The sequence below is a fragment of the Brucella daejeonensis genome (genome assembly GCF_014199265.1).
In the GTDB taxonomy this organism is placed as follows: Bacteria; Pseudomonadota; Alphaproteobacteria; order Rhizobiales; family Rhizobiaceae; genus Brucella; species Brucella daejeonensis.
The window spans coordinates 16,240-40,732 of sequence record NZ_JACIJG010000019.1; the positions used below are offsets into that span (position 1 = coordinate 16,240).

The window sequence follows — 24,493 nt, forward strand, 5'->3', positions numbered from 1 at the left end:
GCATATTGAATACGTCAATTTGTTCAAACAAACAACGTCATATCGTCAGTTTATATGCTTCTTTTTGCATGAAACTATGCGATTTTTGTATATCCGAATTGCATTCCAAGGGGAAAATACATGAAAGAGATCGTTGTTGTCGGCGCAGGAAAAATCGGCGCCACCATTGCCGATCTTCTCGCTTCCACGGGCGAGTATGCCGTCACCGTCGTTGATCGCTCCCAGACACAGCTCGATGCGCTGGAATCGGGTGCGACAGTCAAGACGCAGGCACTCGACATTGAAGATGCGAAGGCGCTGGAAGCCGCTCTTGCAGGTAAGTTTGCCGTGCTCAGCGCTGCTCCGTTCCACCTGACCACGCGTATCGCCGAAGCTGCCGCCAAGGCAGGCGTTCACTATCTCGACCTGACCGAAGATGTTGCCAGTACCCGCCGCGTCAAGGAGCTGGCGAAAGACGCGAAAACCGCGTTCATTCCACAGTGTGGCCTTGCTCCGGGATTTATTTCGATCGTCGCTTACGATCTGGCGAAGCGTTTCGACACCCTGGACAGCGTTCGCATGCGCGTCGGTGCCCTTCCACAATATCCCTCGAATGCTCTGAACTATAACCTGACCTGGAGCACGGACGGCGTCATCAACGAATATATCGAGCCGTGCGAAGCCATTGTGAACGGCGAATTGACCGAAGTTCCCGCTCTTGAGGAACGTGAGGAGTTCTCGCTTGATGGCGTGACCTACGAAGCCTTCAACACTTCTGGCGGTCTTGGCACGCTTTGCGAAACCCTCGAAGGCAAGGTACGCACACTCAACTATCGCACCATCCGCTATCCGGGCCACGTTGCACTGATGAAGGCCCTGCTTAACGATCTCGGCCTGCGTCACCGCCGTGAAGTGCTCAAGGATATCTTTGAGAACGCTCTGCCGACGACCCTTCAGGACGTGGTGGTGATTTTCGTAACCGTTTCCGGCACGAAGAACGGTCGCCTGGTTCAGGAAACCTATGCGAACAAGGTCTATGCCGCTCAGGTCGGCAAGATCGTTCGTTCAGGTATCCAGATCACGACGGCTTCGGCAATCTGTGCGGTGCTCGATATGCTTGCCAAGGGCAATCTCCCGCAGCAGGGGTTCATTCGTCAGGAAGACATTACGCTTGAATCTTTCCTTGCGAACCGCTTCGGCAAGGCCTACGCACAGGAAGATCATTGCGCACGTCTGGTTGCCTGATAGCCGTCACCGCATGAAGGAGGGACCTGTTGCATTTGCGTGCAACTGGTCTCTTTTGTGTTTTGGTGTTCAGGGATATGGCGCCCTACCAAAGTCGCAATTGAACAGGATCGGGTTTAGGCGCATTGCCGATCCAAACCGGCGGCCGGTTAGCCGCTCCAAACGAATAGGAAACACATGCTGAAATCAGTTTTGCTGGCCGGTCTGGCCTCTGTCTTTTTCGCATTGCCGGCACAGGCAAAGGAATGGAAAGAAATTCGCATTGCCAGCGAAGGAGCATATCCCCCCTTCAATTACATGTCTCCGGACGGCAAGCTCGAAGGCTTCGATCTCGATATCGCCAATGCTCTTTGCGAGGCAATGGAAGCAAAGTGCACGATCGTCGCCAATGACTGGGATGGCATGATTCCGGGTTTGCAGGCCAACAAGTTCGATGCTGTCATTGCGTCGATGGCCATCACTGAAGAGCGCGAAAAGCAGATTGCATTCTCCGAGCGCTATTACACGACGCCGCTCGCGGTCGTCGTGCCGAAGGATTCGGATATCTCTTCGCTCGATCCCTCCGCATTTGATGGAAAGACGGTGGGCGCACAGGCCGGCACCACCCAGGGCAATTATGCCGACGACGTCTACGGCAAGGCCGGAGCCGATGTGAAGCTTTATCCGACGGCCGACGAAGCCAATGCCGATCTCGAAAGTGGGCGTCTCGATGCAATTGCGGCCGACAAGTTCCTTGCAGCCGACTGGCTGAAGAAGCAGGGCGCGGAATGCTGCAAGTTCCTCGGCGATATTCCGGGTTCGGAAACGAAGATTGCCGTTGCGCTTCGCCAGGGTGACGACGATCTGCGCGCGCAGTTCAATGCCGCCATCAAGAAGATCCGCGAGAACGGAACTTACGAAACAATTCGCAAGAAATACTTCGATTTCGACATCTATTGATGTGACGAAAATTCGCTCCGGGCGTCCCTAAAAGCTGCTTGCAGTCAGAGACGCCGGTGCTTCAGTGACGGCAAGCGCATAAATGGGGCGCGGCCGTTAGCGGGAATTTCCGCAAAATGACGACCATAAAGCAGTAAGGGGAAGAACAATGATAAAAGCCATCCTGTTTGCAGGTGTTGCATCTGTAATTGCCGCCATGCCGGCGCAGGCCAAGGAATGGAAGGAAATCCGCATTGCGACAGAAGGCGCTTATCCGCCTTTCAATTTTGTCGCCGCCGACGGTTCGCTTCAGGGGCTGGATGTCGATATTGCCAACGCGCTGTGCAAGGTGATGGAAGCCAAGTGCACGATTGTTGCCAATGATTGGGACGGCATGATCCCGGGGCTGAAATCGAACAAGTTCGATGCGGTTGTTGCCTCGATGAGCATCACCGAGGAACGCAAGAAGGAAGTGGCCTTTACCGATAAATATTACTCCACGCCGCTTTCCGTCGCAGTGCCGAAAGACAGCCCCATTACCGCCCTCAATGCTGAAGCGTTCAAGGGAAAGACGATTGGCGCTCAGGGATCGACGACGCAGGGCAACTATGCGGAAGATGTCTATGGCAAGGCGGGTGCTGACGTTAAGCTTTACCCAACGGCCGATGAAGCCAACGCGGATCTGAAAAACGGCCGTCTGGACGCCGTTGTCTCCGACAAGTTCCCGATTTCCGACTGGATCAAGGGCGATGGCGCTGATTGCTGCAAACTGATTGGGGACATTCCAGATACGCAGACCGACACCGGTATTGCGCTGCGCCAGGGCGATGACGATCTGCGCCAACAATTCAACGCGGCGATCAAGAAAATTCGCGACGATGGAACCTATGCCACGATCGTGAAGAAATATTTCGACTTCGATATCTATTGATTGCTTGTAAAGATCGTAGCTCTTTGCTGTAAGCAACAACGCGCCGGTTCTAATCGGCGCGTTTATTCTTTTTCCATGGATGTTGAGAATGCCGATTGAGCAGCAAGATGTCATCGTTCTGGGTGCGGGTATTGTAGGTGTATCCACGGCGCTGCATTTACAGGCACGGGGTCGCTCGGTCGCTTTGGTCGACAAGGGCGAACCGGGGGACGGAACGAGTTATGGAAACGCCGGGCTTATCGAACGTTCGAGTGTCATTCCATATTCTTTTCCGCAAGGCTTCTGGACGCTTGTGCGCTACGGGATGAATCGTCGCTCCGACGTTCGCTATGATCCGTTCTATATTCCCAGAATGGCGCGGTGGCTGTTTCGCTACTGGCGGGAATCTTCGCCAGAGCGCCTGAAGGTTGCTACGGCTGCGATGCTGCCTCTGATCGAAGCCAGTATTCGCGAACATGATGCGCTGGTAGGCCAATCCGGTAGCGAGCGGCTTGTCCGTTCGCAAGGGTGGATCGAGGTTTTCAGAACGCCTTCCGCCTTCGATGCCGCTGTGCGTCGATTGCCCAATCTGGCTCGCTTCGAACTATCTTATGATATTCTCGATGCAAACGCACTGAGGCAGCGCGAGACAGCGCTTGGAGAAGTGGCGGGCGGTATTCACTGGCTCGATCCCAAGACAGTCGTAAATCCGGGCGGTCTGGTCAAAGCTTATGCCGAGTTGTTTCGCGAGAATGGAGGAGGCTTTGTCCATGGTGACGCTGCGACCTTGACCCAGAACGGAGCGGGCTGGCAGGTGACAACCAACGAGGGCGTGATCGAGGCGCGCGACGTGGTGGTCGCTCTCGGTCCGCAATCGGGCTTGGTCCTCAGAAAGCTGGGTTATCCGATTCCGCTTGGAATCAAGCGTGGTCACCATCTGCATTTCAACATGAAAGACGGCTCAAGGCTCGGTCACACGGTGGTCGATGAAGAGGCGGGGTATGTTCTTGCGCCGATGATGCAAGGGGTGCGGCTGTCGACCGGTATCGAGTTTGCTTCACCAGACGCGCCCGCAAACCGCATTCAACTCAAAAAGGACGAGAAAATTGCGCGTCGGCTTGTGCCGCAGTTGGGCGTCCCCATCGAAGCCACGCCCTGGCTCGGATTGCGCCCATGCCTGCCAGATATGCGTCCCGTTATCGGGGCTGCACCGAAACACAAGGGGATATGGTTCAATTTCGGTCATGCGCATCACGGTTTGACGCTCGGACCCGCCTCGGGGCGTCTGCTCGCCGAGCTTCTGGTGGGGGAAGCGCCCTTCACCGATCCGAAGCCTTATTCGGCGCAACGATTTTTATAGTTCGAACTAAATATTTGTGACGGGCTTGTCAGGAGCTGCAAAGGGGGACTATCAATTAGCTCTCACCCTCAATCGCGCTTTCGCGAATAACAGATCCGGAAAATCCCTGTGAAGAAGAAGCCTTTGGGCCGTACAGGCCTTACTGTCACCGAAATTTGCCTTGGCACCATGACCTGGGGCGTACAGAATAGCGAAGCCGATGCGCATGAACAGCTCGATATCGCTCTTGATGCGGGTATTAATTTCATTGATACAGCCGAGGGTTATGCGATTCCGATGAGCCCGGAAAGCTACGGCAAAACGGAAACCTATATCGGCAATTGGTTCAAGCAGTCGGGAAAGCGCGACAAGGTTGTGCTTGCGAGCAAGATTGCTGGCGGCGGCAGACAGGAATGGATTCGTGGAGGCGCCAAGCCAAGCCGAGCGAGTGTTCGCGAGGCGGTTGAAGGTAGCCTGAAACGGCTTCAGACGGACTATATTGATCTCTATCAGATTCATTGGCCGATGAGGGCGCATTATCATTTTGGCCAAGGCTGGAGTTTCGATCCATCGAATACCGATGGAAAGGCGGAAGTTCAGCAGATGCATGACGTTCTGCTCGGGCTTGAAGACATGGTTCAGGACGGCAAGATCAGGCATATCGGTCTTTCCAACGAAACGGCCTGGGGAACAATGCAATGGCTTCGCCTCGCGGAGCAGCACAGCCTGCCGCGCGTCGCTTCAATTCAAAATGAGTATGGGCTGCTACAACGCCAATTCGATTTCGATCTGGCGGAACTGGCGCTTTGCGAAGACGTTGGCCTGCTTGCTTATTCGACGCTCGCGGCAGGTGTTTTGACGGGAAAATATCTGGATGGAAAGCTGCCCGCCGGTTCGCGTGCCGCAGTTTCCGAGGGCGGAATCTGGCGCAACAATGTTCATTCCGAGAAGGCGGTGCGGGCCTATATCGACGTTGCGAAGAAACACGATCTCGATATAGCGCAGATGGCTATCGCATTCACGCTGACGCGCCCGTTCATGACGTCGGCAATCATCGGTGCGACAACCGTCGACCAGTTGAAGACCGATATTTCAGCATATCAGGTCAAGCTTTCGGATGATGTTTTGTCTGATATCGGGAAAGTCTACCGCCAGTACCCACGCCCGCTTTAAAACGCATCCCTAAAAGGGTGAAGCGGTTTTCAGACAATCGGCCTTTACGGTTTGCGTTGTCTTGATATTGCGTTGTTTCTTAACCGGCCGGCCATCCATATGGTCGGCTGTTTTTGTTTTCTAAAGCATGTCTCCCAAAAGTGGGAACCGGTTTTGGGGCAAAGACATGCGTAAAAACAAAAGCTTAAAGCGTGTTGCCTGAATACGATTGAATGCAACACGCTTTAGTCGTTCCCGCATTCGAGCCGTTTTGCGATTCCCTGTTCGCAATTGTCATTATCCTTGGATGCGTGAGACGGCTTCCAATGGAAGCGTCTAAAATAAATACACGTATAAATTGCAATAGGCCAGAATTGATGTATTCTCCCGGCTGTGAGATTCTTGTCGCAGCGCTAAAGGGCTGAGGACCATGATTTCGGTCTTGGTGCGATGGAGGGTCACCAGCAGGGCATTATTTCCAGATTTTGGGTTGATAGTCGAGGTGATAATGGGGGCCGTTACGAAGGAAAGTACGCGTTTTTTGCGTGAAAATGGGCGGGGAAGTGACGCGAACAAGGAAAGTTCAGTAGCTAGTCGAACCAGTTCGTTAAGATATCAGGTCACGCAACCGGGCTGGGCCGACTATGAAGCACACACAACGTTTGTCATCGTCGCTCTGGAAAATTGCCGCAACCTAAGGTGGTTTGTAAAGGGTAGGGAACAAAGAAAGACCAGTTGTTCGTCGGGGACTGTTTTTGTCGTATCGGCAGGCGTTAGATTGTCCATCTGCTGGCCGAAGGCGGTCGCTATTCTATCCGGCCTTATTGAGATAAATACCGTTAATGGCGCTTATGATCCCTCTGACAAACAGAACAGCATAATCAGATTCCTGAACAAGCAATGTCTGCAGGTAGGGCGGTTAATCCGGGAAGCGGTGGACAGCGAAACCGAAACAGATACGCATTATCTTGACGCTCTCCTCGCGGCTTTTGCCAGACTGTTGTCCCATGGGGCTTCTTATGATCGGCCACAGCGCGATTACGTGGGGTTGAGCGCGCAGGCTTGTCGTAAAATCGAAGTCTATCTGAGTGAAAATTTTGCCAAACCTGTTTCAGTTCCCGATATGGCTGAACTGCTTGGGATTTCGTCCGGACATTTTACCACCTGTTTTCGGCGTAGTTTCGGGCGGACGCCCCATCAATATGTGATGGCGTTGCGTTTGGATGAGGCGGAAAGACGTTTGCGCCATACTGATATGACAATTGGCGAGGTCGCGGCGAGCCTGAGTTTCTCGAGCCAAAGCCACCTGACCACCGCGCTTCAAAAACATCGCAACCTCACCCCCGGAGAATTACGCCGCCGAAGATATGCGGATCATTAGACAGGTAGCTCAGGGCTGAGCGGTATTCTTAATGCGGATTGCCCTCAACACGCTGGAAACGCTTCCAGCGGGCAAATGGAGCTAATTGGTCGATATAGAGCGGCGTTTCAGCCATTTTCTCCAGATGTGCACTTCGCTGCGTCGGCGCCAGCGCCGGACACGATGGGAATCATGCGAGAGCACGATGAGGCCGAGCGGCAACATCCAGAATCCGAGAACGGGAAGAAAGCCGAGAAAACCTCCGACAGCCAATGAACCGCCGAGCACGCGCCGCATCGTGACGGATTGAGGCATGGGGATTCGCCGGCCAAGAATCAGAATCGTTTTTTTTCCGGCAGATTCGTTAGGTTCATCGCTCACTGAGACTTCTCTTGGGCTCGGGTGTTGTAATTTACAGATTGAAAGCTCCCACAGAATATAGGGTTTCCGGGGCATTTTGCAAAAAGATCAAAAAAATGAATTTAGCCCTTTGCAAACGCGGAAACCTTTTGCTATACGCCACCTCGCTGACACAACGAGCACCTGTTCCCCGGTAGCTCAGCGGTAGAGCAACCGGCTGTTAACCGGTTGGTCGCTGGTTCGAATCCGGCCCGGGGAGCCATCTACTTCTTGTAAGTGGTTGTCTTGTTTAGCGAAAATTGATTTCGCGATAATCTCTTCCCTTTTTCCTTCCCTACGCTTGAAGCGCTGTTTGGATGAACAATTAGGTCTTAGTGTTTCGATTCCGCAATGCAATTGAAGCGGTGCCGACGAGGCACTGAGGCACAGGTTTACGACCCGAAGGTGGCCTTATCCGCTCGCTATACGGTTATAGCGATTTTATCCGTCCGTCTTGTCTAAGAGGGTAAAACGAGCTCTCCTCGTGTTTTGGTGGATGTGCGCAACTTTACGCATATCTGGAAAACGGAAGCTCACTTGATACCGCTATATGAAAGGGTGGAGCTGATGCAGCGTAATCTTCTGACCAGGTAGGGGCAGGCTACGCGCGACAGAATGCGGTCGCGGCTGCAAAGCTGCGCACGGGACGAAAATTCCTCGCCAGTTTAAAAACGCAAGCTCTAGATGTTGCCGCCCTTCTTTCGTTTGGGTGTACGCCGCGGTAATTCACCATCCGGTTTTGGCGGGTGGGGCTTTAGGTTTTTGGGAGGATGCCATGAACTCATTTTCGGGAAGGTTTTTTTAACGCCTTGCTGATGCAAGTACAGGCCAGCTGTGAGATAGGCGTCCTCCAATGCCCCATGGCGGCTTCCAACGCGCGACATCCCGATCCTTGCCAGACAGTGATCTAATTTCGCGGAATTGCCTCTCCATAGGCGTCTGGCGCTATCCATCGTGCAATATATTGGTTGGTCGAGTTGATCGACTTCTGCCTTGCGAAACTCGCGCTGAATGTATCGCATGTCGAATTCTGCGTTATGGGCGGCAATCTCATCGGCCCAGGAAAACCATTTTCGGATTGGTGCAGCAAGATCGACAAAGAGATCCTGATAGCGCGTCATCCAGTTGTCGAAACCATGGACAGCTTCGGCCTGTGGTGAACTATCTTTGCGCGGATCGAAAATCAGATAGAGGGACTGCTTTTGAAGCTGATCACCTTCGATTTTCACCGCGCCCAGTGTAATGATGCGGTCATAGGGCAAAATGCCCGTTGTTTCAGTATCAAAGACGATGACGCGTTTTGGACGTGTATGAACTGCTGGATTTGATAAGTCTGCCATGCTCTGCCCCCATATAGGCAGGCATGGAAGCATAATTTGCGGTCGAGGTGAAGCATCAGAAGATCGTCTTTCCCCCTTAAAGGTGGTTGATATACATTAATCCTCTCCACATGATTGCATCGTTTTGGGACGGGAGGAATCATGAAACAGTACTGCGTAAACAACATCGCTCAAGCCAATGGCGATCATGAAGTGCATACGATGGCGTACGGCTTCTTGCCATCGAACCGGAAGGATTTGGGCTGACATTAAGCTGCTCTTCGGCTGTCACGGCTGCAAAATTGACGTTCTCAAATTCACGAAAGCGCATAGCTGTTGTGCTGAAATGGCTCTACCTATTGCGATAAAAAATCAGTATTAGCCGCTGCAATATTATGTAAAGCTGTCAAATCTGTATAGGCGATTGATAGTCCATTCATGGTAGGTGTAATAGGTAAGTCAAAATGACCTCTTCTTCTAAGAAAACAGAAACAGCCGTACTGACTGCTGTTAAGACGGAGGCGTATGATATAAAGAATGAAATTCGCGAAATGCGACAAGACTTTAAATATTGGCTTATCGGAGCAATATTTGTTATATTAGTTATTAATGCTGCCACAGTCGGGTTGATTGCATCGCATGTTCTTCATTAGACTTTAGGATTTCTGGAGGGGATTTCCTAGCCATGCAAAGTTGGCGGGCAGCGGCGTTGATGCTGTTTTCTCGCTTAGAGCCTCAAGAAGCGGACAGATTGGATTGCGGCGCTTCAATATTTGGCTTGGTGCGTCAGGAACCTTGCCATCACACCAAAAATTGAGATGCTGCTGCGGCAGTTTTAAGATATCACCCTTCGCAATTGATAGCAGCATGGAAATTTCAAAAGATGGAATGGATTCCTATCGCCTTCATAGTGTTCAAGCTTCTGGTGTTGGGCATTTGCGGGTTCTTCGCCATCAAGTGGCACTACGATCAAGACAAGAAGAAGAACGAAAAAAGCGGCGCGTAAGTCCCTGTTGAACAGGTGCGTCGGGCAAGCCTGTGGTGGCTAGCTGGCGGCGCGTGCCAGCCACTTGTGCCAGTTTTCTTCGGAGCCGTGGAAGACGTTGAGGTCGATCCTGCCATTCACACCTTGAGACAGGCCTGACCCCGAATATTGCCAGAAGGTCCACGGACGGCCCGGATAGACCTTCGATGGATGCTGGGCGACGGCACGCAGCCAGAACGGATAGTTGGTGAAGGCCCCTTTAAGATTATCTTCATAGAAGTCGGGCGCAGTATAGATGATCGGCCGCTTGCCGTAATGGCGCTCGAGCTTGTCCATGAAGACCTGCATCTTTTCACGCACCTGTGCTGGTGACGGTCGCCGTTTGCAGGACGAATCTCCGTTCCACTCCACGTCGATGACGGGAGGCAAGGCGTCCGCTTCCTTTGGAATGTTGCGGATGAACCAGTCGGCCTGCTGGCTTGCGACGCGGCACCAGTAGAAAAAGTGATACGCACCGCGCTTGATGCCAGCAGCTTTTGCCGCACGCCAGTTCTTGCGGAACATGGGGTCTAGATGGTCGCCGCCATCAGTAGCCTTGATATAAGCAAAGTTTGCCCCTTGGGTTCGCAGTTTAACCCAATCGATGTCTCCCTGCCAGCGCGACACGTCCACACCATGGACGGCGAGCTTTTTCGGCGATGCCCGCCCGAAATTGACGGGTTTCGCATCACGGAAACGGTGGCTGTAAACTTTCGAGCGCTTCCGCGGTGCAAGCCGCACGGACGGATAGGCGGCGATTTCCGGTTTGGGAACTGAAATACGCGCCTGCGGTCGCTCCTGAGGTTGTGGCGCGATGGAGGCTGGAGGTTCTGCCTTGAACGGGCCTGCATCGGGAATCGGTCCAGTCCATGCCAGAACTTCTTCCTGACGAGGGGCGGGTATCGGCTGGGAAGCAGCTGCCATTTCGCTCAGCGGTGCTGGCGGCACGGGACGCACGACGGAACTCGTGGTTTCCGCTGACGTTTTCGGCTGAAGCATGATGCTGTCGATGCCGGAACTCGACGTACAACCCGTCAAAGCGGTGCAGACTAAGGCAATGGCTGATACGACCGAAGAACGCATGGGCACCCGTAACGCAAAACAAATGGGCTGCAACGCTCGTCCCGAGCTGATTGCTAAGCAAACCTTACCGGCAAATGCTGAATCCAAAGTTTACGAAATCACTAACGAAGGACTGTTAATTCGATCGTTCGAGAATTTTTATCAGCGCTGTTGCAGAACATTCCAGCGTGTCTTCTTCGAAGCCTGAGAAACCGAGGATAAGTCCCTGACGTGGCTTCAGTTTTGTATATAATGAAGAAAGTGGCTGTGTCTCGATGCCAGCCTTGGCGAGACTGGCCGCAACGAGTACATCATTTTGTCCAGGGGGGAGCGCCAGCAGCAGCGATAGCCCGGCAGGTGGTGCTTCGATCCGAAAGAGATCCGGTTCCCCCGGAGTGAGGGCGGCGATAAGCTTGCGCCGCCGCTGGGCATGGATGCGGCGCATCCGTCTGATATGCTGTGCGAAGGCTCCGGTTTCGATAAAGCTTGCAAGTGCCGGCTGAGCCAGAAGTGAAGGAGCGGGCAGCAAGGTCTGGCGCAGTGTTCGGAACCGGTCGGTCAAGCGCAGCGGCACGATCAGGAAGCTCAGTCTCAAAAGCGGCGAGAAGACCTTGGAAAAGCTTCCCATATAGAGAATCCGATCAGGGGCGAGCGACATCAGCGATGGCAATGGCCGTCCCACATAGCGATGCTCGCTGTCATAGTCGTCTTCGAGAATGACGGCGTTGTGCTCCTTTGCCCAGGCTATGAGTTCGAGCCGACGTCCCAGCGTCATTGTCACGCCCGTAGGGTGGTGCCGTGCAGGCGTAACGAATGCCCCGCGAGCAGACGCGGCGTTCTCCCGCCCGGCTGAAACATCGAGACCGCTGCCGTCAACAGGGATCGGAACAATATCCAGACCATTGACGCCAAGAATCTTCCGGGCAGGAGGATAACCCGGCTCTTCCATCCAGAGTCGGTCGCCCGGAAGGAACAGGGCTTCCCTTATAAGGGAAAAGGTATCCGCACTACCGCTGGTGATGACGATCTGTTCCGGCGATGCGACCATGCCGCGCCATTCGTGGAGATGACATGCAAGTGCCGATCGCAAGGGATAAAAGCCAAACGGATCGTCGCTGTTCAGGAGATACGGGGGCGGGCGCCGCCAGATACGGCCGAGCAGTTTCCCCCATGCGTCATGCGGAAAATGATCGCTGTCGAATATGCCGAGCTGAAACGGTTTTGGTTCCTGTTGTGGCTGGTGCGCAGGCGCCGATATACCGCGTGGAAGCGGTTCGCCAACGGTCAGGCTGGTGTCGGGAAGTTCCGCCGCGACCCTTGTGCCGGAACCATGCCGCCCTTCGAGATAACCTTCCGCGATCAATTGTTCGAATGCAGCCAGCACGGTCGCCCGGGATAACCCAAGCTCCAGCGCCAGGGTTCTGGTGGATGGAAGTTTGACATTGGGCTTCAAACGACCGGTCAATACCGCCTGCCTGATCTGCTCGACAAGCTGAGCGCCGAGGGGCGCATCGCTAAAACGATCGATGCCGAGTTCTGGAAATGCGCTGGAAAGTGGCATGGCGTTATTCGTTTAAAGTGGCTATTTTCTTAAGGCCAATATCTGCGCAGTCTGGCTGGAAATAAAGGAGAATTTTCGGCCATGACGACAGCCCCTTCCGAACGAACCCGCGTAAAACGGCTGCATGAACGCGCTGCCTATGACGCGGCGACGGTTCACGCAATCATCGACGCTCAACCCCTGGCGCATGTCGCTTATATCTTCCGTGGGATGCCTTATGTCACGCCCACGCTCGTCTGGCGAGAAGGCAATTTCATTTACTGGCACGGGTCGTCAGCAAGCCGGATGCTGGAAAGCTGCGACGAGGCGGAGGTTTGTGTGAGCTTCACGCTGCTCGATGGCCTGGTCCTTGCGCGGTCAGCATTTCATCATTCATGCAACTATCGTTCGGTGATGGCGTTCGGCACGGCACGCAAGGTGAAGGACGTGGCGGCCAAGGAACACCATTTGCGCAGTTTCGTGAACGGGCTTTTCCCCGGACGATGGGAAGGGTTGCGCCCCATGATGGCCAAGGAACTCAAGGCGACCATGCTTCTGGAGATGGAACTGAATGAAGCTTCGGCGAAAGTCCGCTCCGGCCCGCCGAAAGATGACGATGCCGATTATGCCTTGCCGATCTGGGCGGGTGTCATTCCAATGACGACACAACTGGGGTCACCGGTGGACGATGGGCGGGTTCTGCCGGACGTCGCCGCACCTGACGCTATCATGCAATTCGGCTATCGGAGGGAAGCTGCCGGCTAGCCGAATTCTCGTTCACGCGGGTCCGAGGAAAATATGCGTCTCGGACTTCGCGATCCCGTCCATGGCGCGGATACCGGTTACCAGCCGATGAAATTCGTTCATATTGGGAACCTCGATTTCAGCGATCAGGTCCCATGTTCCGTTGGTGGTGTTCACGGCGGAAAAGCCGGGATTTTTACGCAAGGTCGCGATCACGCTTTTGATGTTCCGTCCGGTCAGTTCGACCATCATGATGCCGCGGATCATGTCGGTGGAACCATGATCTTTCAGCCGGACGGTAAAGCCTGCGATCACGCCGGATGCGATCAGGCGCTCCATACGGCTTTGCACGGTTCCCCGCGCGACACCGAGGATGCTTGCGAGCGTCGGGATGGAGGCGCGCGCATTGATACGCAACTCCGAGATTAATCGCTGGTCCAGATCATCCATCGATAGATTGTCATTCTTGCCGATTTCGTCAATCTTATTGCGTTTATAGCAGATTGTTGCGGATTTCTATACGTATATGGCGTTTTCGTTGATCCATCGCTCCGTTAGCGTGTCTGGAAACAAACAAGCCGGATAAGCAAAGAAGCAACCGGCAAGGGGATTTTCGGAGGTGGACTGATGGAGCGTTCTCTTCTCCTGCGCCTGGCAAACCGGGGTGCGGTAATCTTTTCCGTTCCGAATATGATTTTCCCGAGAATTTTTCTGCCGTCGGCAAGGACCGGCGACCCGGAAAGATGCGCCCGCTCGAGCGCTCGGAACGGATGCGACCTGTGATTGCGATGCGAGCATCTGGTGTGCGTTTCGATCCGGTTGTCCGCGTTTCAGACATCAGTTTTTGAACTGCGCATCTTTTTCGGGATGCGTTTTAGGAGAAAATGAAATGAAAGCTCTTCTGTCTTCCCTCATGGCTGCTGGTATCGGCGCGCTGATGCTGCTTGCTCCCGCACATGCGGATGACCTTGAAAAGGTCAAGCAGAGTGGTGAACTTCGCATCGGTATGAGCGGCGTGTTCCCACCGTTCAGCTTTGTCGATGGCGAGAACAAGGTCGTCGGTTTCGATGTCGATATAGGCACCGAGATCGCCAGGCGGATCGATGTGAAGCCCGTCGTCGTAACCACAGCATTCGATGGCATCATTGCGGGATTGCGCGCAGGCAAGTTCGATGTTGTGGTCGGGAGCATGAGCATTACGCCGGAGCGGGAAAAGGCGGTGGATTTCGCAGGCCCTTACTACCGCGGCGGTCGGGGGATCTTCGTAGCGGAAGCTTCGCCTATCAAGTCCATGGACGAGTTGAAGCAGGGCAAGACCATTGCCGTTACGCTCGGCGAAACCAGCGACAAGTGGGCGCGTGAGCAGGGTGGCTGGACCGTGCGCACCTATAAGGGCATCCCTGAACTGCTGCTCGAACTGCGTTCGGGGCGCGTGGACGCTATCGCTTCGGATGACATTCCGATCCTGATCGCCATCAAGGAAAGTGGCGAAAAGGTTCGCCAGCTCGACACGCCTGAACTTCAGGGCACCGACAATGTCGGGATCGCTTTGCGCAAGGGTAATTCCGAATTGAAGGCGGCGATCAACAAGGCGCTGGACGATATGAAAGCTGATGGCACCTACGAGAAAATCTCCATGAAGTGGATCGGCCGCGACATCCGCTAATCGCCTGCAACCCCATGCCGGGATAATTGCGCAAACGAATGTCCCGGCGGCTTATCTTTCCGGCTTGGTTCTCCAGACAGGGAAGGGGAGACAATGAATTTCTCTTTGATGGCGGAAGTCCTCCCGTATTTCCTGGAGGCCGCTCTGGTTACAGTCGAGATTTCGGCTCTGGCCATTCTGATTGGCCTGACGGTCGGCGCGCTTGCCACTGCCGCGAAACTGTCACGTTTCTGGCCGCTGCGCTTTGTTGGAACGGCTTATGTCAGCGTGTTTCGCGGCACGCCGTGCCTCCTTCAGCTCTTTGTTCTCTATTTTGGCGGGCCGCAGATCGGCATCAATCTGGAACCGTTCGCGGCTGGCGCTATCGGCCTGGGTCTGAACATCGGTGCCTATTATGCGGAAGCCATGCGTGGAGCGATCCTGACGGTCGATACAGGCCAGAACGAGGCGGCCCGTTCCATCGGCTTCAGCGGCAGCCAGTCGATGCGTTTCGTGGTGCTGCCGCAAGCCGCCCGCCTTATGATCCGCTCGCTCGGCGTCAATACGGTCATGCTGGTCAAGGGCTCGGCCCTCGTCTCGGCAATATCGGTGGTGGAGCTTACCTATACGGCCCAGCGCTTCATCGGTTCGACCTACAAGCCCTTTGAAATCTTCGGCGTCGCTGCGGCGATCTATATGGTGCTTATCTATGTCGTTGCACGCTTCGTGGATTTTCTCGAAGCCCGCTACGCGCTCAAATAGGCGGAGACCCCATGCAACTCGATTTCTCTATCGTTCCGCCCTATACCGAACTCCTGATGACCGGCATCTGGTGGACGCTCATCATCGCGGTGTCCTCGTCCATCGTCAGTTTCTTCGGCGGCATCGCTTTCGCTTTGCTTGTGCTCTACGGGCACTGGCTGGTTCGCTATCCTGTCCGCTTCTTCATCTGGCTGTTCATGGGCACGCCGCTGCTTTTGCAACTGTTCCTGCTCTATTATGGCCTCTCGCAGATCGGCATCAACATTCCTGCCGTATGGACGGGAATCGTCGGGCTTGGCCTGCATTTTGCGGTCTATAATTCCGATCTCTTCCGCACCGCGATCCTGACCGTCGATCCGGGACAGAACGAAGGTGCCCGTTCTCTGGGCTTCGGCAGCGGTCAGACGCTGCGCTATATCATCGTGCCGCAAGCGGTCCGCAATGCTCTGCCACAGGTAGGCAACAATCTGATCGCCCTCCTGAAAGACACCGCACTCGTGTCGGTAATCGGCATCACCGAACTGGTGCACGCCTCGCAGCAGGCGATCAGCGAAACATATAGCCCCTTTGAATTTTACATCACTGCCGCAGTGATCTTCTACCTACTCAATCTCATCCTGGAAGCCGGGTTGCACTGGATGGAAAAGAAAGTCGAGGCGTACCGATGAGCAACAGCAAACCCATGGTGGAAGTGCGCGACGTCCACAAGGCTTTTGGCGCGCTTGAAGTTCTCAAAGGCATAGATTTGTCGGTTGAACGCGGACAAATCATTGCCATCATCGGTCCTTCCGGCTCCGGCAAGAGCACGCTTCCGCGCTCGATCAATCATCTGGAGAATGTGAATTCCGGCCAGATCCTGCTCGACGGCGTGCAGGTCAACCAGCCTTTGACCGGTCGCGCCTTCGAGCGCCACATCAACGCGGTGCGTCAGCAGATGGGTATGGTTTTCCAGCACTTCAATCTGTTTCCGCATCTCACCGTGATGGAGAATATAACGCTCGGTCCAATCAAGCTGAAGGGATGGAGCAAGCAGGAAGCGCAGGAACTGGCGGTTTCGCTTCTCAACAAGGTAGGGCTTGCCGATAAGGCCGCCATGTATCCGTCACGCCTGTCGGGAGGACAGAAGCAGCGCGTGGCAATCGCCCGCGCGCTCGCCATGCAGCCGAAAGTCATGCTGTTCGATGAAGCCACCTCGGCGCTCGACCCGGAACTGGTCGAGGAGGTCAATCAGGTCATGAAGCAGCTAGCGCAGGAACACATGACCATGCTGATCGTCACCCACGAAATGCGTTTTGCAGCAGAAGTTTCCGACAAGGTGCTCTTCATGGACAAGGGCGTCGTGGTTGAGGAAGGCAAACCGGAAGTGATCTTCAGCAATCCCGAAAATGAAAGAACGAGAGCGTTTCTGAGAAAACATCTCAATCAGTAATTGTCGCCAGAACAAACCTGAAATCCCGTCTGTGTCTCCCTCGGGGCGTGGAAGCGGGGAGCTATTGAGTGAGGAAAGACCGTGACATCCCATAATGAATGGAACCCGACAGCGCGGGTGCGAGAACTCTCCTATCGCATGGTACGATGGGCGAGTGAGACTGGAACTCCCGACGAAGCGTCGTTCGGTCCGAAACTTGTAGAACTTCTGCGCGAGATTCCCTATTTCCAGAAAAATCCTGACGATATTGCCGTCATCGACAGCCACGGTTCGCCGATGACAAAGAATGTCATTGCGGTCGTTCGCGGTACTGGGCGGCGGGCACTGGCGCTCGCGGGCCATTTCGATGTGGTCGAAACTGCCAATTATCGCGATCTGAAACATCTTGCTTTCGAGCCTGACGGGTTGCTCGAAGCTCTTCTGGCCGATCTTACGAGCCGTCCTCTTGCTCCGAATGAGGAAAAGGCGCTCGCTGATTTCCAGAGCGGGAATTATATTCCCGGACGCGGTATGCTCGATATGAAAAGCGGTGTCGCTGCCGGTATCGCGACGCTGGAATATTTCTCGCAGCAGCCGGATCGCGAAGGAAATCTTATCCTCTTTGCGACGCCGGACGAGGAACGCGGTTCGCGAGGAATGCGCAGCCTGCGCGATGCATTGCCGGAACTTGCCGAACGCTGGGGGCTCGATATCGTTGCCGGTATCAATCTGGATGCAACGAGCGACCAGGGCGACGGTGCGGAAGGTCGCGCTATCTATCGGGGCACTATTGGCAAGCAGCTTCCCTTCGCCTTTGTGGTGGGGCAGCCATCCCATGCAAGCTATCCATTCGAAGGTGTCAGCGCGCATCTCATCGCATCGGAAATCATGCGCGCCGTGGAAGCCAATGCTGCCTTGTGCGATACGGGGGAAGGCGATGTTTCGCCGCCGCCGATCTGCCTTGAAGCGCGGGATTTCCGGGGCGGTTACGAGGTGACGACGCCGGAACGTACCTGGATCGCTTTCAACTGGCTGACGCACTCCATATCGCCGGATGCTCTGTTCCAGCGGTTCAAGGCAGTTGCAACCGACGCGCTCGATCGAGCAATAAACCATTTCAATGTCGAGGCCGACCGTTTTGCCAAGCTTACCGGCAACAGGAACGACACCAATCACAAGGGACGGATTCTGACGACCGCCGAACTGTGTGAAGAGGTCCGGAAGGTAGGCGGTAACGCGGCGCTTGAGCGGATTGCGGCACTGGAGACGGAACTTTCCGCCAGCGATAATCCGCTTCTCATCACGCGCGAACTGGTCGACCGCATGGTTGCCGAAGCCCGCATCACCGGCCCGACGGTGATTATCGGCTTCGGTAGCCTGGTCTATCCGCATGTGCATATGGCGACTGAAACGGACGAGGAAAGTCGCTTTGCGGAAGCTCTGGAAACAGCGCGGCTGGATGCAGAGCGTCGTTTCGATACCACGATCCGGTATCGTGAGATTTTCGCCGGAATTTCCGATATGAGCTTCTTCGGTCATGTGCCGGACGCAATGGATAGTGAAGTGATTGCAGCCAACACCCCCGCCGCTCAATTCATCGATTGCGCCAATCCGAAAGCACTGTCCTATCCGGTGGTCAATATCGGCCCGTGGGGCCGTGAATATCACCAGCGGCTGGAACGGGTTTACGCTCCTTACGCTTTTACTGTACTGCCGCAGTTTCTCTACGATATTGCGGATCGTTTCCTGAGATCGTGAGTGCAGAAAACATCGGGCCGATTGCCTCCTGACCGGCCCGATTGAGTGCCACGGCGATCATGGGGAGCGCTTCAACCGCTAAACTGATTGTTGGCAATCTCGGCCTGCGCGACATGGTATACGACATCGGCGGTCGATATGTTTTGCTGGATGCGCCGGGCAAGTTTTGGGGCTAAGGAACTGCGTCATTGTCGACGTCATAAAAATTGTCCGTTTTGCAAAAAAATCGATACAACGAAGGCTACGGATTCTAGGGGAGGTCTGCTTCGCGGTTCGGGGCGTGCGAGGCGATCGGAATTTCTGCCCTGCCAACAAGGAGAGTCACATGTCCTTTTCATCCTTTCTGAAGGTCGCAGGCTTCTGCTTGGCCAGCGCTACACTCAGCCTGTCGGTAGCTCAGGCCGATCAACTTGCCGATATCAAGTCGAATGGCTCCATTCATTTCGCCACCGAGATGCTCTATCCCCCCTTCGACATGCTGGTGAATGGCGAGTATCAGGGTTATTGCCGGGACCTTGCAGATATCGTCACTGCCGAGCTGGGCGTGAAGCCCGAATATCAGGACCTGCCGTGGACCTCGATCCTGCCGGGGCTGGAAGTCGGTAAATTCGACATGACCAATGCACCCGTCACGATTACCAAGGAACGGATGGAGCGCTATACCTTCACCCTGCCGATAGCGGATGCGACCATGGGGCTGGTAAAACGAACGGACGACGACAGTATTTCGAAGCCGGAGGATATTGCTGGTAAAACGGCAGCGGCTCAGAAGGGGTCGGCGGAACTCGACGCGCTGAAAGCATTTGCATCGAAACTCGACAACGTGACGATCAAGGAATACGCCTCAACCGAAGAGGCTTATGCCGACCTCGCTGCCGGACGCCTCGACGTTGTTGCCAACGGCGCGCCGCTTGGCGCCTATGCGGCAACCCAGCGGCCTGAAATTTTCTCCACGGTCAATCCGCCCTTCGGCGAAAAATCCTATTACGCATGGGCTGCACGCAAGGGGCCCGAGAGCGAAAAGCTGGTCGCTGAAATCAACTCGATCCTCGTGAAGCTGCAAGAGGATGGCCGTCTCGCCACGATCCAGAAGAAGTGGTTCGGTGAAACCGTCGAATTGCCGAAAGAAATGCCGACTGTGCAATAATAGCGGTTCAGGGCAACGGGCGGCTTGAAGCTGCCCGTTCTCTCAGAGGGCGAATGGTGTTTTCCTTTCAGGTCATCCACGACAATCTTCCGCAACTTCTCTGGGCCGCGCGCCTTACCTTCATGGTTTCGGTGCTGGGCGTGGGGATCGGACTTGCGCTGGGCGCTCTCGTTTGCGCTGCACGCCTGTCGCCGTTGAAGCCGGTCCGGGTTGCAAGCGCGGTTTACATCAGTTTTTTCAGGGGCGTGCCGCTTCTGGTTCAGCTTCTGCTGTTTTATTATCTGCTGCCCGTGATCGGATTGAATGTTCCCCCAATGGTTGCTGCGGTCGGCACTGTGGGGCTTTGCTCGGCAGCCTATGTCGCCGAATATTTGCGTGGTGCGATCAACGCGATCCCTCCGGGACAGCTCGAAGCTGCCGTTACGCTGGGCTTCGCGCCACATCGCATCTGGACGCGAATTCTGCTCCCGCAGGCGGTTCGCATCTCGCTGCCTTCGCTGGTCAACGAACTCATCCTGCTTGTTAAGGCATCCTCGCTGGTTTCGCTTGTAGGTATCACGGAATTGACGCGTACAAGCCAGGCTTTGGCTTCTGCGACTTACCGGCCGCTGGAAATTTTCACGATGGCTGCGGTGGTCTATCTCTCCATCAATCTCTGCCTGGCGCTGCTTGGGCGTTATCTCGAGAGAAGGAGCGCCGTCTGATGGAGTTGGGGCTTTTCTTGCAATATGGCCCAGCGCTGCTGTCGGGCTTTGGCATGACAGTGCTGTGCTGGATCATCGGTACGATTGGTGGGGTTGCGTTGGGTTTTCTCATTGCCCTTCTACAGCGTTACGGCAATCGCCCGCTTCGTGCCGTTCTGCAGGCCTATATCGAAGTCATCCGGGGAACCCCGTTTCTCGTTCAGCTTTTCCTGCTCTACTATGGCGGCCCTCATCTGGGGATTCGTCTTGGCAGCCTGGAGGCGGGGCTGACGGGTCTCGTGATATACGGAAGCCCCTATTTTGCGGAAATATTCCGCGCGGGTTTCCAATCCGTGCCGCCGGGGCAGGTCGAGGCCGCGCGTGCGATGGGGTTTAAGGAGATTACGATAGTAAGACGGATCATGATCCCCATCCTGCTGGTTTCCACCCTGCCGGCATTGACCAATTTCGCCATCATCCTGACCAAGGAGACCGTGCTTCTGTCGGTGGTGACCGTACCGGAACTGCTTTTCGAGGTGCAAACCATGTCGGCTGAAACCTTCGCATTTGTCGAAGCGACTTTCGCCCTTGCCATCTTCTTCTGGGTTTTCGTCGAGGCGATCTCATATCTTGGCCGGGCGCTCGAGACGCGTGTCACCAATCATCTCAGGAAGTGAGGTCACTGCCATGTCAAAATCCTCAGCCGACCTCATCAATGTTTCCAAAAGTTTCGGAACCTTCAAGGCACTGGACGGCGCCTCGCTCCACGTGCCGCCGGGCAAGGTGACCTGCGTGATCGGCCCGTCCGGCTCCGGTAAGTCCACATTGCTGCGCTGCATCAATTTTCTGGAACAGTACGATTCCGGCGAGGTGCGTATCGATGGCGAGTTGATCGGCTATGAAAGTCCCGGTGGGCGCCTCATGGCCCCGGCGAAACTGCGCCGGATGCGCCGCAAGATCGGCATGGTGTTCCAGCAGTTCAACCTGTGGCCGCACATGACCGCGCTCCAGAACGTGGCCGAAGCGTTGCAGCAGGTGCGCGGTCTGTCCAGAAAAGAGGCTGACGAGCGTGCCACGGAGGCTTTGGCCAAGGTTGGATTGTCCGAAAAGGCGCCGAACTATCCCAACCGACTGTCGGGCGGGCAGCAGCAGCGGGTTGCGATCGCACGCGCCATCGCCATGCAGCCGCAACTTATGTTGTTCGATGAGCCCACCTCTGCTCTCGACCCCGAACTGGTCGGTGAGGTGCTTCAGGTGATGAAGACGTTGGCGGCTGAGGGGATGACCATGGTCGTGGTCACGCACGAGATGGGTTTTGCCTCACATGTGGCCGACCAGGTGGGTTTCATGGTGTCGGGGCGCATGGTTGCCGTCGGTGCTCCATCGGAAATTTTCCGCACGCCGAAGGACCAGCGCCTGAAGCAATTCCTGCATAGCTATCACGAACGCAACGACATCTGAGGGCGGACGTTCCTGGCCTCGATTGTCCGCAAGCCCGAGGCCGGTTGTCAGTTCAGGATCAGTTTGACGAGCAGGGGCACAATCAGCGACGTCGCGATGGCATTCAGGGCCATGGCGATGCCTGCAAAGAGCCCCGCCGTCTTATCGACATCGAAAGCGCGGGCGGTTCCGATGCCGTGGGAGGTCAATCCGACTGCAAATCCGCGCGCGGCGTAATCCTTTATCCGCATCGCGTTCATGAACGGTGTCACGACAAGCGCACCGATGATTCCAGTCAGGACCACCAGTACGGCGGTCAGCGACGGCGTGCCGCCAAGCGTGGCCGAAATAGCCATCGCAACCCCCGCCGTTGCGGATTTTGGCAGAAACGAAATCAGCACTTCGTGGGACAGTCCTGCCCATTTCCCCATAATGACGATAGACAGAACTGCAAAGAAAGAGCCGACGACAAGGGCGGCACCCATCGGAATAAGCGCCTTGCGCACCTGATGCCATTGGCGAAACAGCGGCACGGCGATGGCGACCGTGGCTGGGCCGAGCAGGAAATGGATAAACTGCGCTCCTTCGAAAAAGCGGCTGTAGGGCACATCGAAGACGAGAAGCGGGCAGGAAAGCAGGACGATTGAAAGCAGGACGGGATTGGCCAGCGGATGACGCTTGAGCCTGACGGAAATATTCGAGGCCACGATCCATATGCACAATGTCAGTGTCAACCACAGCAGGGGCGATGCCGAAAGATAGACCCAGAGTTCCAACGGATGTTTCATATGGTTAGCTCCGTCCGGTAAAGCGTTGCACGAGGATGAAGGTCCAGACGGTTACTGCCAGCGTGAGAATTGCTGAAATAACCACGATTGCCAGAATGGCCGTAGCCTGGTTCTGAAGCTGGCTCCACATCGTGATCACCCCGACACCGGCCGGCACGAATAACAGGCCCAGATTGGCGAGAAATCCGTCGGCTGCGGTTTCTGCTTCGGCGAAGATGTTCCAGTGGAGCGTCTTGCATAATTGCATGGCGACGAACAGAAGCACGAGTCCCACCACAGGGCCGGGTATGGGAAGCCCGGTCAGGAAAATCGTGCTCTCACCCAATAGCTGAAACAATAACAGCAGCGCTATACCCTTGATCATCGCAGTCCAGTCTCCGGCAACAACATAAAGTCAAGCTAACGACACGCACCCCGACCGTCCATATGTTTGAGGGCAACAGTGTTTTGCCGTTAGAGCATGATCCGACCGGGGTGAAACGAAGATTGATGAGATTATACTTAAAATAGAATAGGTTAGAGCGCTGATATCATTCAGTCAGATCGAAACGCGGCGAAACTCCCGACCTTGAGGAGGTGGTGGCCAGAACGATGTTTTCACGTATAATTTATACGAAAGAGCAGGGCGCTTCGACGTTCTACTTTCTTGTATCCTGAGCATAATCCTGTCGGTTCTTGTTTCGCACCGGTCGGGTGATGCTTCAAAATCGGAGACGGCTCGGATGGTTGACATGAGAATGGGCAAGGAAGACACAGGTGTCCGCACAGGGCGGTATGTGGCCCGCATCGACGGTATCGAGGGCGAAACCGAGATCACTTTCACCAGACGTGGTGCCAATCTGATCAGCGCCGATCATACCGGTGCTCCAGATAGCATGAAAGGCACCGGCTCGGCAGCGGCGCTCGTAAGCTTCATGATCGAGGATGTGCGGCAAAACGGCGTGAAGATCATACCGCTTTGCCCCTACGTCCGGGCGCAATATCGCAGGCACCCGGAATGGGCGGACGTGATGACGGTACCGCCCGGAGAGGACCCTACGGCCTGATCAGTCCGCTTTTTCTCGCATCGATTCGGTAAAGGCCACAAAACCCGCAACGAAGGACTGAATCTGTCCTGTGACGGTTTCGTCGGTCAGTTTTCCTTCGGTGTTGAACAGGTTACCTGCGTGAGAAACCAGCAGTCTTCCGGCAAACCACGGCTCGGTGCGCAGGGTGCGCAGCACCGGCAACCAGGCGTTCTGGCTCAGGATCGTGCCAAAACCGCCGGGCGACGCGCCGATGATGGCAACCGGCTTGCCGCCGAAAACATGCGCGATGTCTGATGCCGGGCGGGAGAGCCAGTCGATCCCGTTTTTGAAAACGCCCGGAATTGAATTGTTATATTCCGGCGTTGCAAGAAGCAGGCCGTCGGCATCGGCCACCGCTTCCTTCAGTTGGGTTACGCGTGCAGGAATGCCTTCACTTGCTTCAAGGTCTGCATCGTAGAGAGGAATGCCATGCAGCGTCTCCACCATCATCTGCGAGCCATCCGGCATCAGTTCCGCTGCAAGCCGCAGCAGATTTGTGTTGAAGGAGCCTGCACGCAGACTTCCGGAAATGCCTATGATTTTTACCATTTTACCTGCCGTTCGCACGATCGTTAGGGGCCAAATTGCAAGACACATGAGGCGTTGCATTCGCTGAACGCCGCCTCACGGAAAGATAACGTAGATTGTTTCACCGGGTACAGGTGAAATATCAGGCAGACTCGGGCGATTTCCGAGCCTTGGACGGCGTCCGCCTGTCTCGCAGACCAAAAACTCCGCTTCTTTTGCCGGGTAGGGCCGTTTTGTGCCGAATATCGTATTGACGACGGCATTGGGTTCATTCAT

28 protein-coding genes and 1 tRNA gene are annotated in these 24,493 nt (G+C 55.2%); 20 read left to right on the top strand and 9 right to left on the bottom strand.

Annotated elements, in window-relative coordinates; all coding sequences use genetic code 11:
• The first annotated feature begins 120 nt into the window (after positions 1-120).
• From FHS76_RS18425 to FHS76_RS18450, 6 genes are all read left to right on the top strand, one after another.
• Positions 121-1,224 carry a saccharopine dehydrogenase family protein gene (locus tag FHS76_RS18425; protein WP_183656296.1) on the top strand — a complete coding sequence of 368 codons (1,104 nt, stop codon included), beginning with the start codon at positions 121-123 and terminating at the stop codon, positions 1,222-1,224.
• A 177-nt stretch (positions 1,225-1,401) separates the two neighbouring features.
• Complete coding sequence (locus tag FHS76_RS18430; RefSeq protein WP_183656299.1) at positions 1,402-2,163, top strand: ABC transporter substrate-binding protein; 762 nt, start codon at positions 1,402-1,404, stop codon at positions 2,161-2,163.
• A 148-nt stretch (positions 2,164-2,311) separates the two neighbouring features.
• Complete coding sequence (locus tag FHS76_RS18435) at positions 2,312-3,073, top strand: ABC transporter substrate-binding protein (protein ID WP_183656302.1); 762 nt, start codon at positions 2,312-2,314, stop codon at positions 3,071-3,073.
• A gap of 88 nt (positions 3,074-3,161) precedes the next feature.
• The gene (locus FHS76_RS18440) at positions 3,162-4,412 is read left to right on the top strand and encodes an NAD(P)/FAD-dependent oxidoreductase (protein WP_183656304.1); all 1,251 of its coding nucleotides are present in this window, start codon (positions 3,162-3,164) and stop codon (positions 4,410-4,412) included.
• Positions 4,413-4,520: 108 nt separating this feature from the next.
• Positions 4,521-5,564: an aldo/keto reductase gene (locus FHS76_RS18445; RefSeq protein ID WP_183656306.1), complete on the top strand. Its 1,044-nt coding sequence runs from the start codon at positions 4,521-4,523 to the stop codon at positions 5,562-5,564.
• Between the two features lie 487 nt (positions 5,565-6,051).
• Positions 6,052-6,924, top strand: coding sequence for a helix-turn-helix domain-containing protein (locus FHS76_RS18450; protein ID WP_183656307.1), 873 nt, complete (start codon positions 6,052-6,054; stop codon positions 6,922-6,924).
• 81 nt (positions 6,925-7,005) lie between these two features.
• Here the strand turns inward: FHS76_RS18450 and FHS76_RS22630 are convergent, their stop codons facing one another.
• Positions 7,006-7,218 carry a hypothetical protein gene (locus tag FHS76_RS22630; RefSeq protein ID WP_235992762.1) on the bottom strand — a complete coding sequence of 71 codons (213 nt, stop codon included), beginning with the start codon at positions 7,216-7,218 and terminating at the stop codon, positions 7,006-7,008.
• 232 nt (positions 7,219-7,450) lie between these two features.
• Between FHS76_RS22630 and FHS76_RS18460 the strand changes: the two genes are divergently transcribed.
• A tRNA-Asn gene (locus FHS76_RS18460) sits at positions 7,451-7,525 on the top strand.
• A gap of 457 nt (positions 7,526-7,982) precedes the next feature.
• Here the strand turns inward: FHS76_RS18460 and FHS76_RS18465 are convergent.
• Entirely contained in the window at positions 7,983-8,642 is a 660-nt protein-coding gene (locus tag FHS76_RS18465; protein ID WP_374828593.1) for a 3'-5' exonuclease, read from the bottom strand.
• A 443-nt stretch (positions 8,643-9,085) separates the two neighbouring features.
• Here FHS76_RS18465 and FHS76_RS18470 point away from each other — a divergent pair, with 443 nt between their 5' ends.
• Complete coding sequence (locus FHS76_RS18470; protein ID WP_183656315.1) at positions 9,086-9,274, top strand: hypothetical protein; 189 nt, start codon at positions 9,086-9,088, stop codon at positions 9,272-9,274.
• A gap of 3 nt (positions 9,275-9,277) precedes the next feature.
• Here FHS76_RS18470 and FHS76_RS18475 read toward each other — a convergent pair whose 3' ends face one another.
• Positions 9,278-9,490 carry a hypothetical protein gene (locus tag FHS76_RS18475; RefSeq protein WP_183656317.1) on the bottom strand — a complete coding sequence of 71 codons (213 nt, stop codon included), beginning with the start codon at positions 9,488-9,490 and terminating at the stop codon, positions 9,278-9,280.
• Positions 9,491-9,504: 14 nt separating this feature from the next.
• Here FHS76_RS18475 and FHS76_RS22745 point away from each other — a divergent pair, with 14 nt between their 5' ends.
• Positions 9,505-9,627 (top strand): hypothetical protein, encoded by a 123-nt coding sequence (locus tag FHS76_RS22745; protein ID WP_268902778.1) that lies wholly within the window; start codon positions 9,505-9,507, stop codon positions 9,625-9,627.
• Between the two features lie 39 nt (positions 9,628-9,666).
• On the opposite strand, the gene FHS76_RS18480 is transcribed toward FHS76_RS22745, so the two are convergent.
• Both FHS76_RS18480 and pdxR read right to left on the bottom strand, forming a co-directional pair.
• Positions 9,667-10,728, bottom strand: a complete 1,062-nt coding sequence (locus tag FHS76_RS18480; RefSeq protein WP_183656319.1) for a glycoside hydrolase family 25 protein — start codon at positions 10,726-10,728, stop codon at positions 9,667-9,669.
• Positions 10,729-10,843: 115 nt separating this feature from the next.
• Positions 10,844-12,268, bottom strand: a complete 1,425-nt coding sequence (gene pdxR / locus FHS76_RS18485) for a MocR-like pyridoxine biosynthesis transcription factor PdxR (protein WP_183656321.1) — start codon at positions 12,266-12,268, stop codon at positions 10,844-10,846.
• An 81-nt stretch (positions 12,269-12,349) separates the two neighbouring features.
• Between pdxR and FHS76_RS18490 the strand changes: the two genes are divergently transcribed.
• The gene (locus FHS76_RS18490; RefSeq protein WP_183656324.1) at positions 12,350-13,012 is read left to right on the top strand and encodes a pyridoxamine 5'-phosphate oxidase family protein; all 663 of its coding nucleotides are present in this window, start codon (positions 12,350-12,352) and stop codon (positions 13,010-13,012) included.
• A gap of 12 nt (positions 13,013-13,024) precedes the next feature.
• On the opposite strand, the gene FHS76_RS18495 is transcribed toward FHS76_RS18490, so the two are convergent.
• Entirely contained in the window at positions 13,025-13,441 is a 417-nt protein-coding gene (locus FHS76_RS18495) for an Lrp/AsnC family transcriptional regulator (protein ID WP_183656326.1), read from the bottom strand.
• A gap of 439 nt (positions 13,442-13,880) precedes the next feature.
• Here FHS76_RS18495 and FHS76_RS18500 point away from each other — a divergent pair, with 439 nt between their 5' ends.
• From FHS76_RS18500 to FHS76_RS18540, 9 genes are all read left to right on the top strand, one after another.
• Entirely contained in the window at positions 13,881-14,657 is a 777-nt protein-coding gene (locus tag FHS76_RS18500) for a transporter substrate-binding domain-containing protein (RefSeq protein ID WP_183656329.1), read from the top strand.
• 93 nt (positions 14,658-14,750) lie between these two features.
• On the top strand, positions 14,751-15,398 hold the full coding sequence (locus FHS76_RS18505; RefSeq protein ID WP_183656332.1) for an amino acid ABC transporter permease: 648 nt from the start codon (positions 14,751-14,753) through the stop codon (positions 15,396-15,398).
• A gap of 11 nt (positions 15,399-15,409) precedes the next feature.
• A complete protein-coding gene (locus FHS76_RS18510; RefSeq protein ID WP_183656335.1) occupies positions 15,410-16,066 on the top strand; it encodes an amino acid ABC transporter permease in 657 nt (218 codons plus the stop codon).
• Positions 16,063-16,827, top strand: coding sequence for an amino acid ABC transporter ATP-binding protein (locus tag FHS76_RS18515; RefSeq protein ID WP_328700528.1), 765 nt, complete (start codon positions 16,063-16,065; stop codon positions 16,825-16,827). Before FHS76_RS18510 ends, FHS76_RS18515 begins: the two co-directional genes overlap by 4 nt.
• A 138-nt stretch (positions 16,828-16,965) precedes the next feature.
• Positions 16,966-18,564, top strand: a complete 1,599-nt coding sequence (locus tag FHS76_RS18520) for a M20/M25/M40 family metallo-hydrolase (RefSeq protein ID WP_210306172.1) — start codon at positions 16,966-16,968, stop codon at positions 18,562-18,564.
• Positions 18,565-18,889: 325 nt separating this feature from the next.
• Positions 18,890-19,711: a transporter substrate-binding domain-containing protein gene (locus tag FHS76_RS18525; protein ID WP_183656341.1), complete on the top strand. Its 822-nt coding sequence runs from the start codon at positions 18,890-18,892 to the stop codon at positions 19,709-19,711.
• Between the two features lie 53 nt (positions 19,712-19,764).
• Positions 19,765-20,415 (top strand): amino acid ABC transporter permease, encoded by a 651-nt coding sequence (locus FHS76_RS18530; RefSeq protein WP_183656343.1) that lies wholly within the window; start codon positions 19,765-19,767, stop codon positions 20,413-20,415.
• Positions 20,415-21,071 carry an amino acid ABC transporter permease gene (locus tag FHS76_RS18535; protein ID WP_183656346.1) on the top strand — a complete coding sequence of 219 codons (657 nt, stop codon included), beginning with the start codon at positions 20,415-20,417 and terminating at the stop codon, positions 21,069-21,071. Before FHS76_RS18530 ends, FHS76_RS18535 begins: the two co-directional genes overlap by 1 nt.
• A gap of 10 nt (positions 21,072-21,081) precedes the next feature.
• On the top strand, positions 21,082-21,855 hold the full coding sequence (locus tag FHS76_RS18540) for an amino acid ABC transporter ATP-binding protein (protein ID WP_183656349.1): 774 nt from the start codon (positions 21,082-21,084) through the stop codon (positions 21,853-21,855).
• Positions 21,856-21,902: 47 nt separating this feature from the next.
• Here the strand turns inward: FHS76_RS18540 and FHS76_RS18545 are convergent, their stop codons facing one another.
• Together FHS76_RS18545 and FHS76_RS18550 are read right to left on the bottom strand one after the other, a co-directional pair.
• Entirely contained in the window at positions 21,903-22,622 is a 720-nt protein-coding gene (locus tag FHS76_RS18545) for an LrgB family protein (RefSeq protein WP_183656353.1), read from the bottom strand.
• A gap of 4 nt (positions 22,623-22,626) precedes the next feature.
• Positions 22,627-22,986: a CidA/LrgA family protein gene (locus FHS76_RS18550; protein WP_183656356.1), complete on the bottom strand. Its 360-nt coding sequence runs from the start codon at positions 22,984-22,986 to the stop codon at positions 22,627-22,629.
• A 358-nt stretch (positions 22,987-23,344) separates the two neighbouring features.
• On the opposite strand from FHS76_RS18550, the gene FHS76_RS18555 reads away from it, so the two are divergent.
• Entirely contained in the window at positions 23,345-23,668 is a 324-nt protein-coding gene (locus FHS76_RS18555; RefSeq protein WP_183656359.1) for a GNAT family N-acetyltransferase, read from the top strand.
• On the opposite strand, the gene FHS76_RS18560 is transcribed toward FHS76_RS18555, so the two are convergent.
• The gene (locus tag FHS76_RS18560; RefSeq protein WP_183656362.1) at positions 23,669-24,238 is read right to left on the bottom strand and encodes an NADPH-dependent FMN reductase; all 570 of its coding nucleotides are present in this window, start codon (positions 24,236-24,238) and stop codon (positions 23,669-23,671) included.
• Positions 24,239-24,493 lie beyond the last annotated feature (255 nt).

Coding starts and splice junctions, on each gene's coding strand:
- FHS76_RS18510 (WP_183656335.1), top strand. CDS start 15,410: ATGCAACTCGATTTCTCTATCGTTCCGCCCTATACCGAACTCCTGATG.
- FHS76_RS22630 (WP_235992762.1), bottom strand. CDS start 7,218: ATGCCTCAATCCGTCACGATGCGGCGCGTGCTCGGCGGTTCATTGGCT.
- FHS76_RS18500 (WP_183656329.1), top strand. CDS start 13,881: ATGAAAGCTCTTCTGTCTTCCCTCATGGCTGCTGGTATCGGCGCGCTG.
- FHS76_RS18555 (WP_183656359.1), top strand. CDS start 23,345: ATGGTTGACATGAGAATGGGCAAGGAAGACACAGGTGTCCGCACAGGG.
- FHS76_RS18520 (WP_210306172.1), top strand. CDS start 16,966: ATGGTACGATGGGCGAGTGAGACTGGAACTCCCGACGAAGCGTCGTTC.
- pdxR (WP_183656321.1), bottom strand. CDS start 12,268: ATGCCACTTTCCAGCGCATTTCCAGAACTCGGCATCGATCGTTTTAGC.
- FHS76_RS18525 (WP_183656341.1), top strand. CDS start 18,890: ATGTCCTTTTCATCCTTTCTGAAGGTCGCAGGCTTCTGCTTGGCCAGC.
- FHS76_RS18465 (WP_374828593.1), bottom strand. CDS start 8,642: ATGGCAGACTTATCAAATCCAGCAGTTCATACACGTCCAAAACGCGTC.
- FHS76_RS18550 (WP_183656356.1), bottom strand. CDS start 22,986: ATGATCAAGGGTATAGCGCTGCTGTTATTGTTTCAGCTATTGGGTGAG.
- FHS76_RS18440 (WP_183656304.1), top strand. CDS start 3,162: ATGCCGATTGAGCAGCAAGATGTCATCGTTCTGGGTGCGGGTATTGTA.
- FHS76_RS18495 (WP_183656326.1), bottom strand. CDS start 13,441: ATGGATGATCTGGACCAGCGATTAATCTCGGAGTTGCGTATCAATGCG.
- FHS76_RS22745 (WP_268902778.1), top strand. CDS start 9,505: ATGGAATGGATTCCTATCGCCTTCATAGTGTTCAAGCTTCTGGTGTTG.
- FHS76_RS18530 (WP_183656343.1), top strand. CDS start 19,765: ATGGTGTTTTCCTTTCAGGTCATCCACGACAATCTTCCGCAACTTCTC.
- FHS76_RS18535 (WP_183656346.1), top strand. CDS start 20,415: ATGGAGTTGGGGCTTTTCTTGCAATATGGCCCAGCGCTGCTGTCGGGC.
- FHS76_RS18545 (WP_183656353.1), bottom strand. CDS start 22,622: ATGAAACATCCGTTGGAACTCTGGGTCTATCTTTCGGCATCGCCCCTG.
- FHS76_RS18505 (WP_183656332.1), top strand. CDS start 14,751: ATGAATTTCTCTTTGATGGCGGAAGTCCTCCCGTATTTCCTGGAGGCC.
- FHS76_RS18490 (WP_183656324.1), top strand. CDS start 12,350: ATGACGACAGCCCCTTCCGAACGAACCCGCGTAAAACGGCTGCATGAA.
- FHS76_RS18435 (WP_183656302.1), top strand. CDS start 2,312: ATGATAAAAGCCATCCTGTTTGCAGGTGTTGCATCTGTAATTGCCGCC.
- FHS76_RS18475 (WP_183656317.1), bottom strand. CDS start 9,490: ATGCTGCTATCAATTGCGAAGGGTGATATCTTAAAACTGCCGCAGCAG.
- FHS76_RS18450 (WP_183656307.1), top strand. CDS start 6,052: ATGGGGGCCGTTACGAAGGAAAGTACGCGTTTTTTGCGTGAAAATGGG.
- FHS76_RS18470 (WP_183656315.1), top strand. CDS start 9,086: ATGACCTCTTCTTCTAAGAAAACAGAAACAGCCGTACTGACTGCTGTT.
- FHS76_RS18425 (WP_183656296.1), top strand. CDS start 121: ATGAAAGAGATCGTTGTTGTCGGCGCAGGAAAAATCGGCGCCACCATT.
- FHS76_RS18560 (WP_183656362.1), bottom strand. CDS start 24,238: ATGGTAAAAATCATAGGCATTTCCGGAAGTCTGCGTGCAGGCTCCTTC.
- FHS76_RS18430 (WP_183656299.1), top strand. CDS start 1,402: ATGCTGAAATCAGTTTTGCTGGCCGGTCTGGCCTCTGTCTTTTTCGCA.
- FHS76_RS18540 (WP_183656349.1), top strand. CDS start 21,082: ATGTCAAAATCCTCAGCCGACCTCATCAATGTTTCCAAAAGTTTCGGA.
- FHS76_RS18515 (WP_328700528.1), top strand. CDS start 16,063: ATGAGCAACAGCAAACCCATGGTGGAAGTGCGCGACGTCCACAAGGCT.
- FHS76_RS18480 (WP_183656319.1), bottom strand. CDS start 10,728: ATGCGTTCTTCGGTCGTATCAGCCATTGCCTTAGTCTGCACCGCTTTG.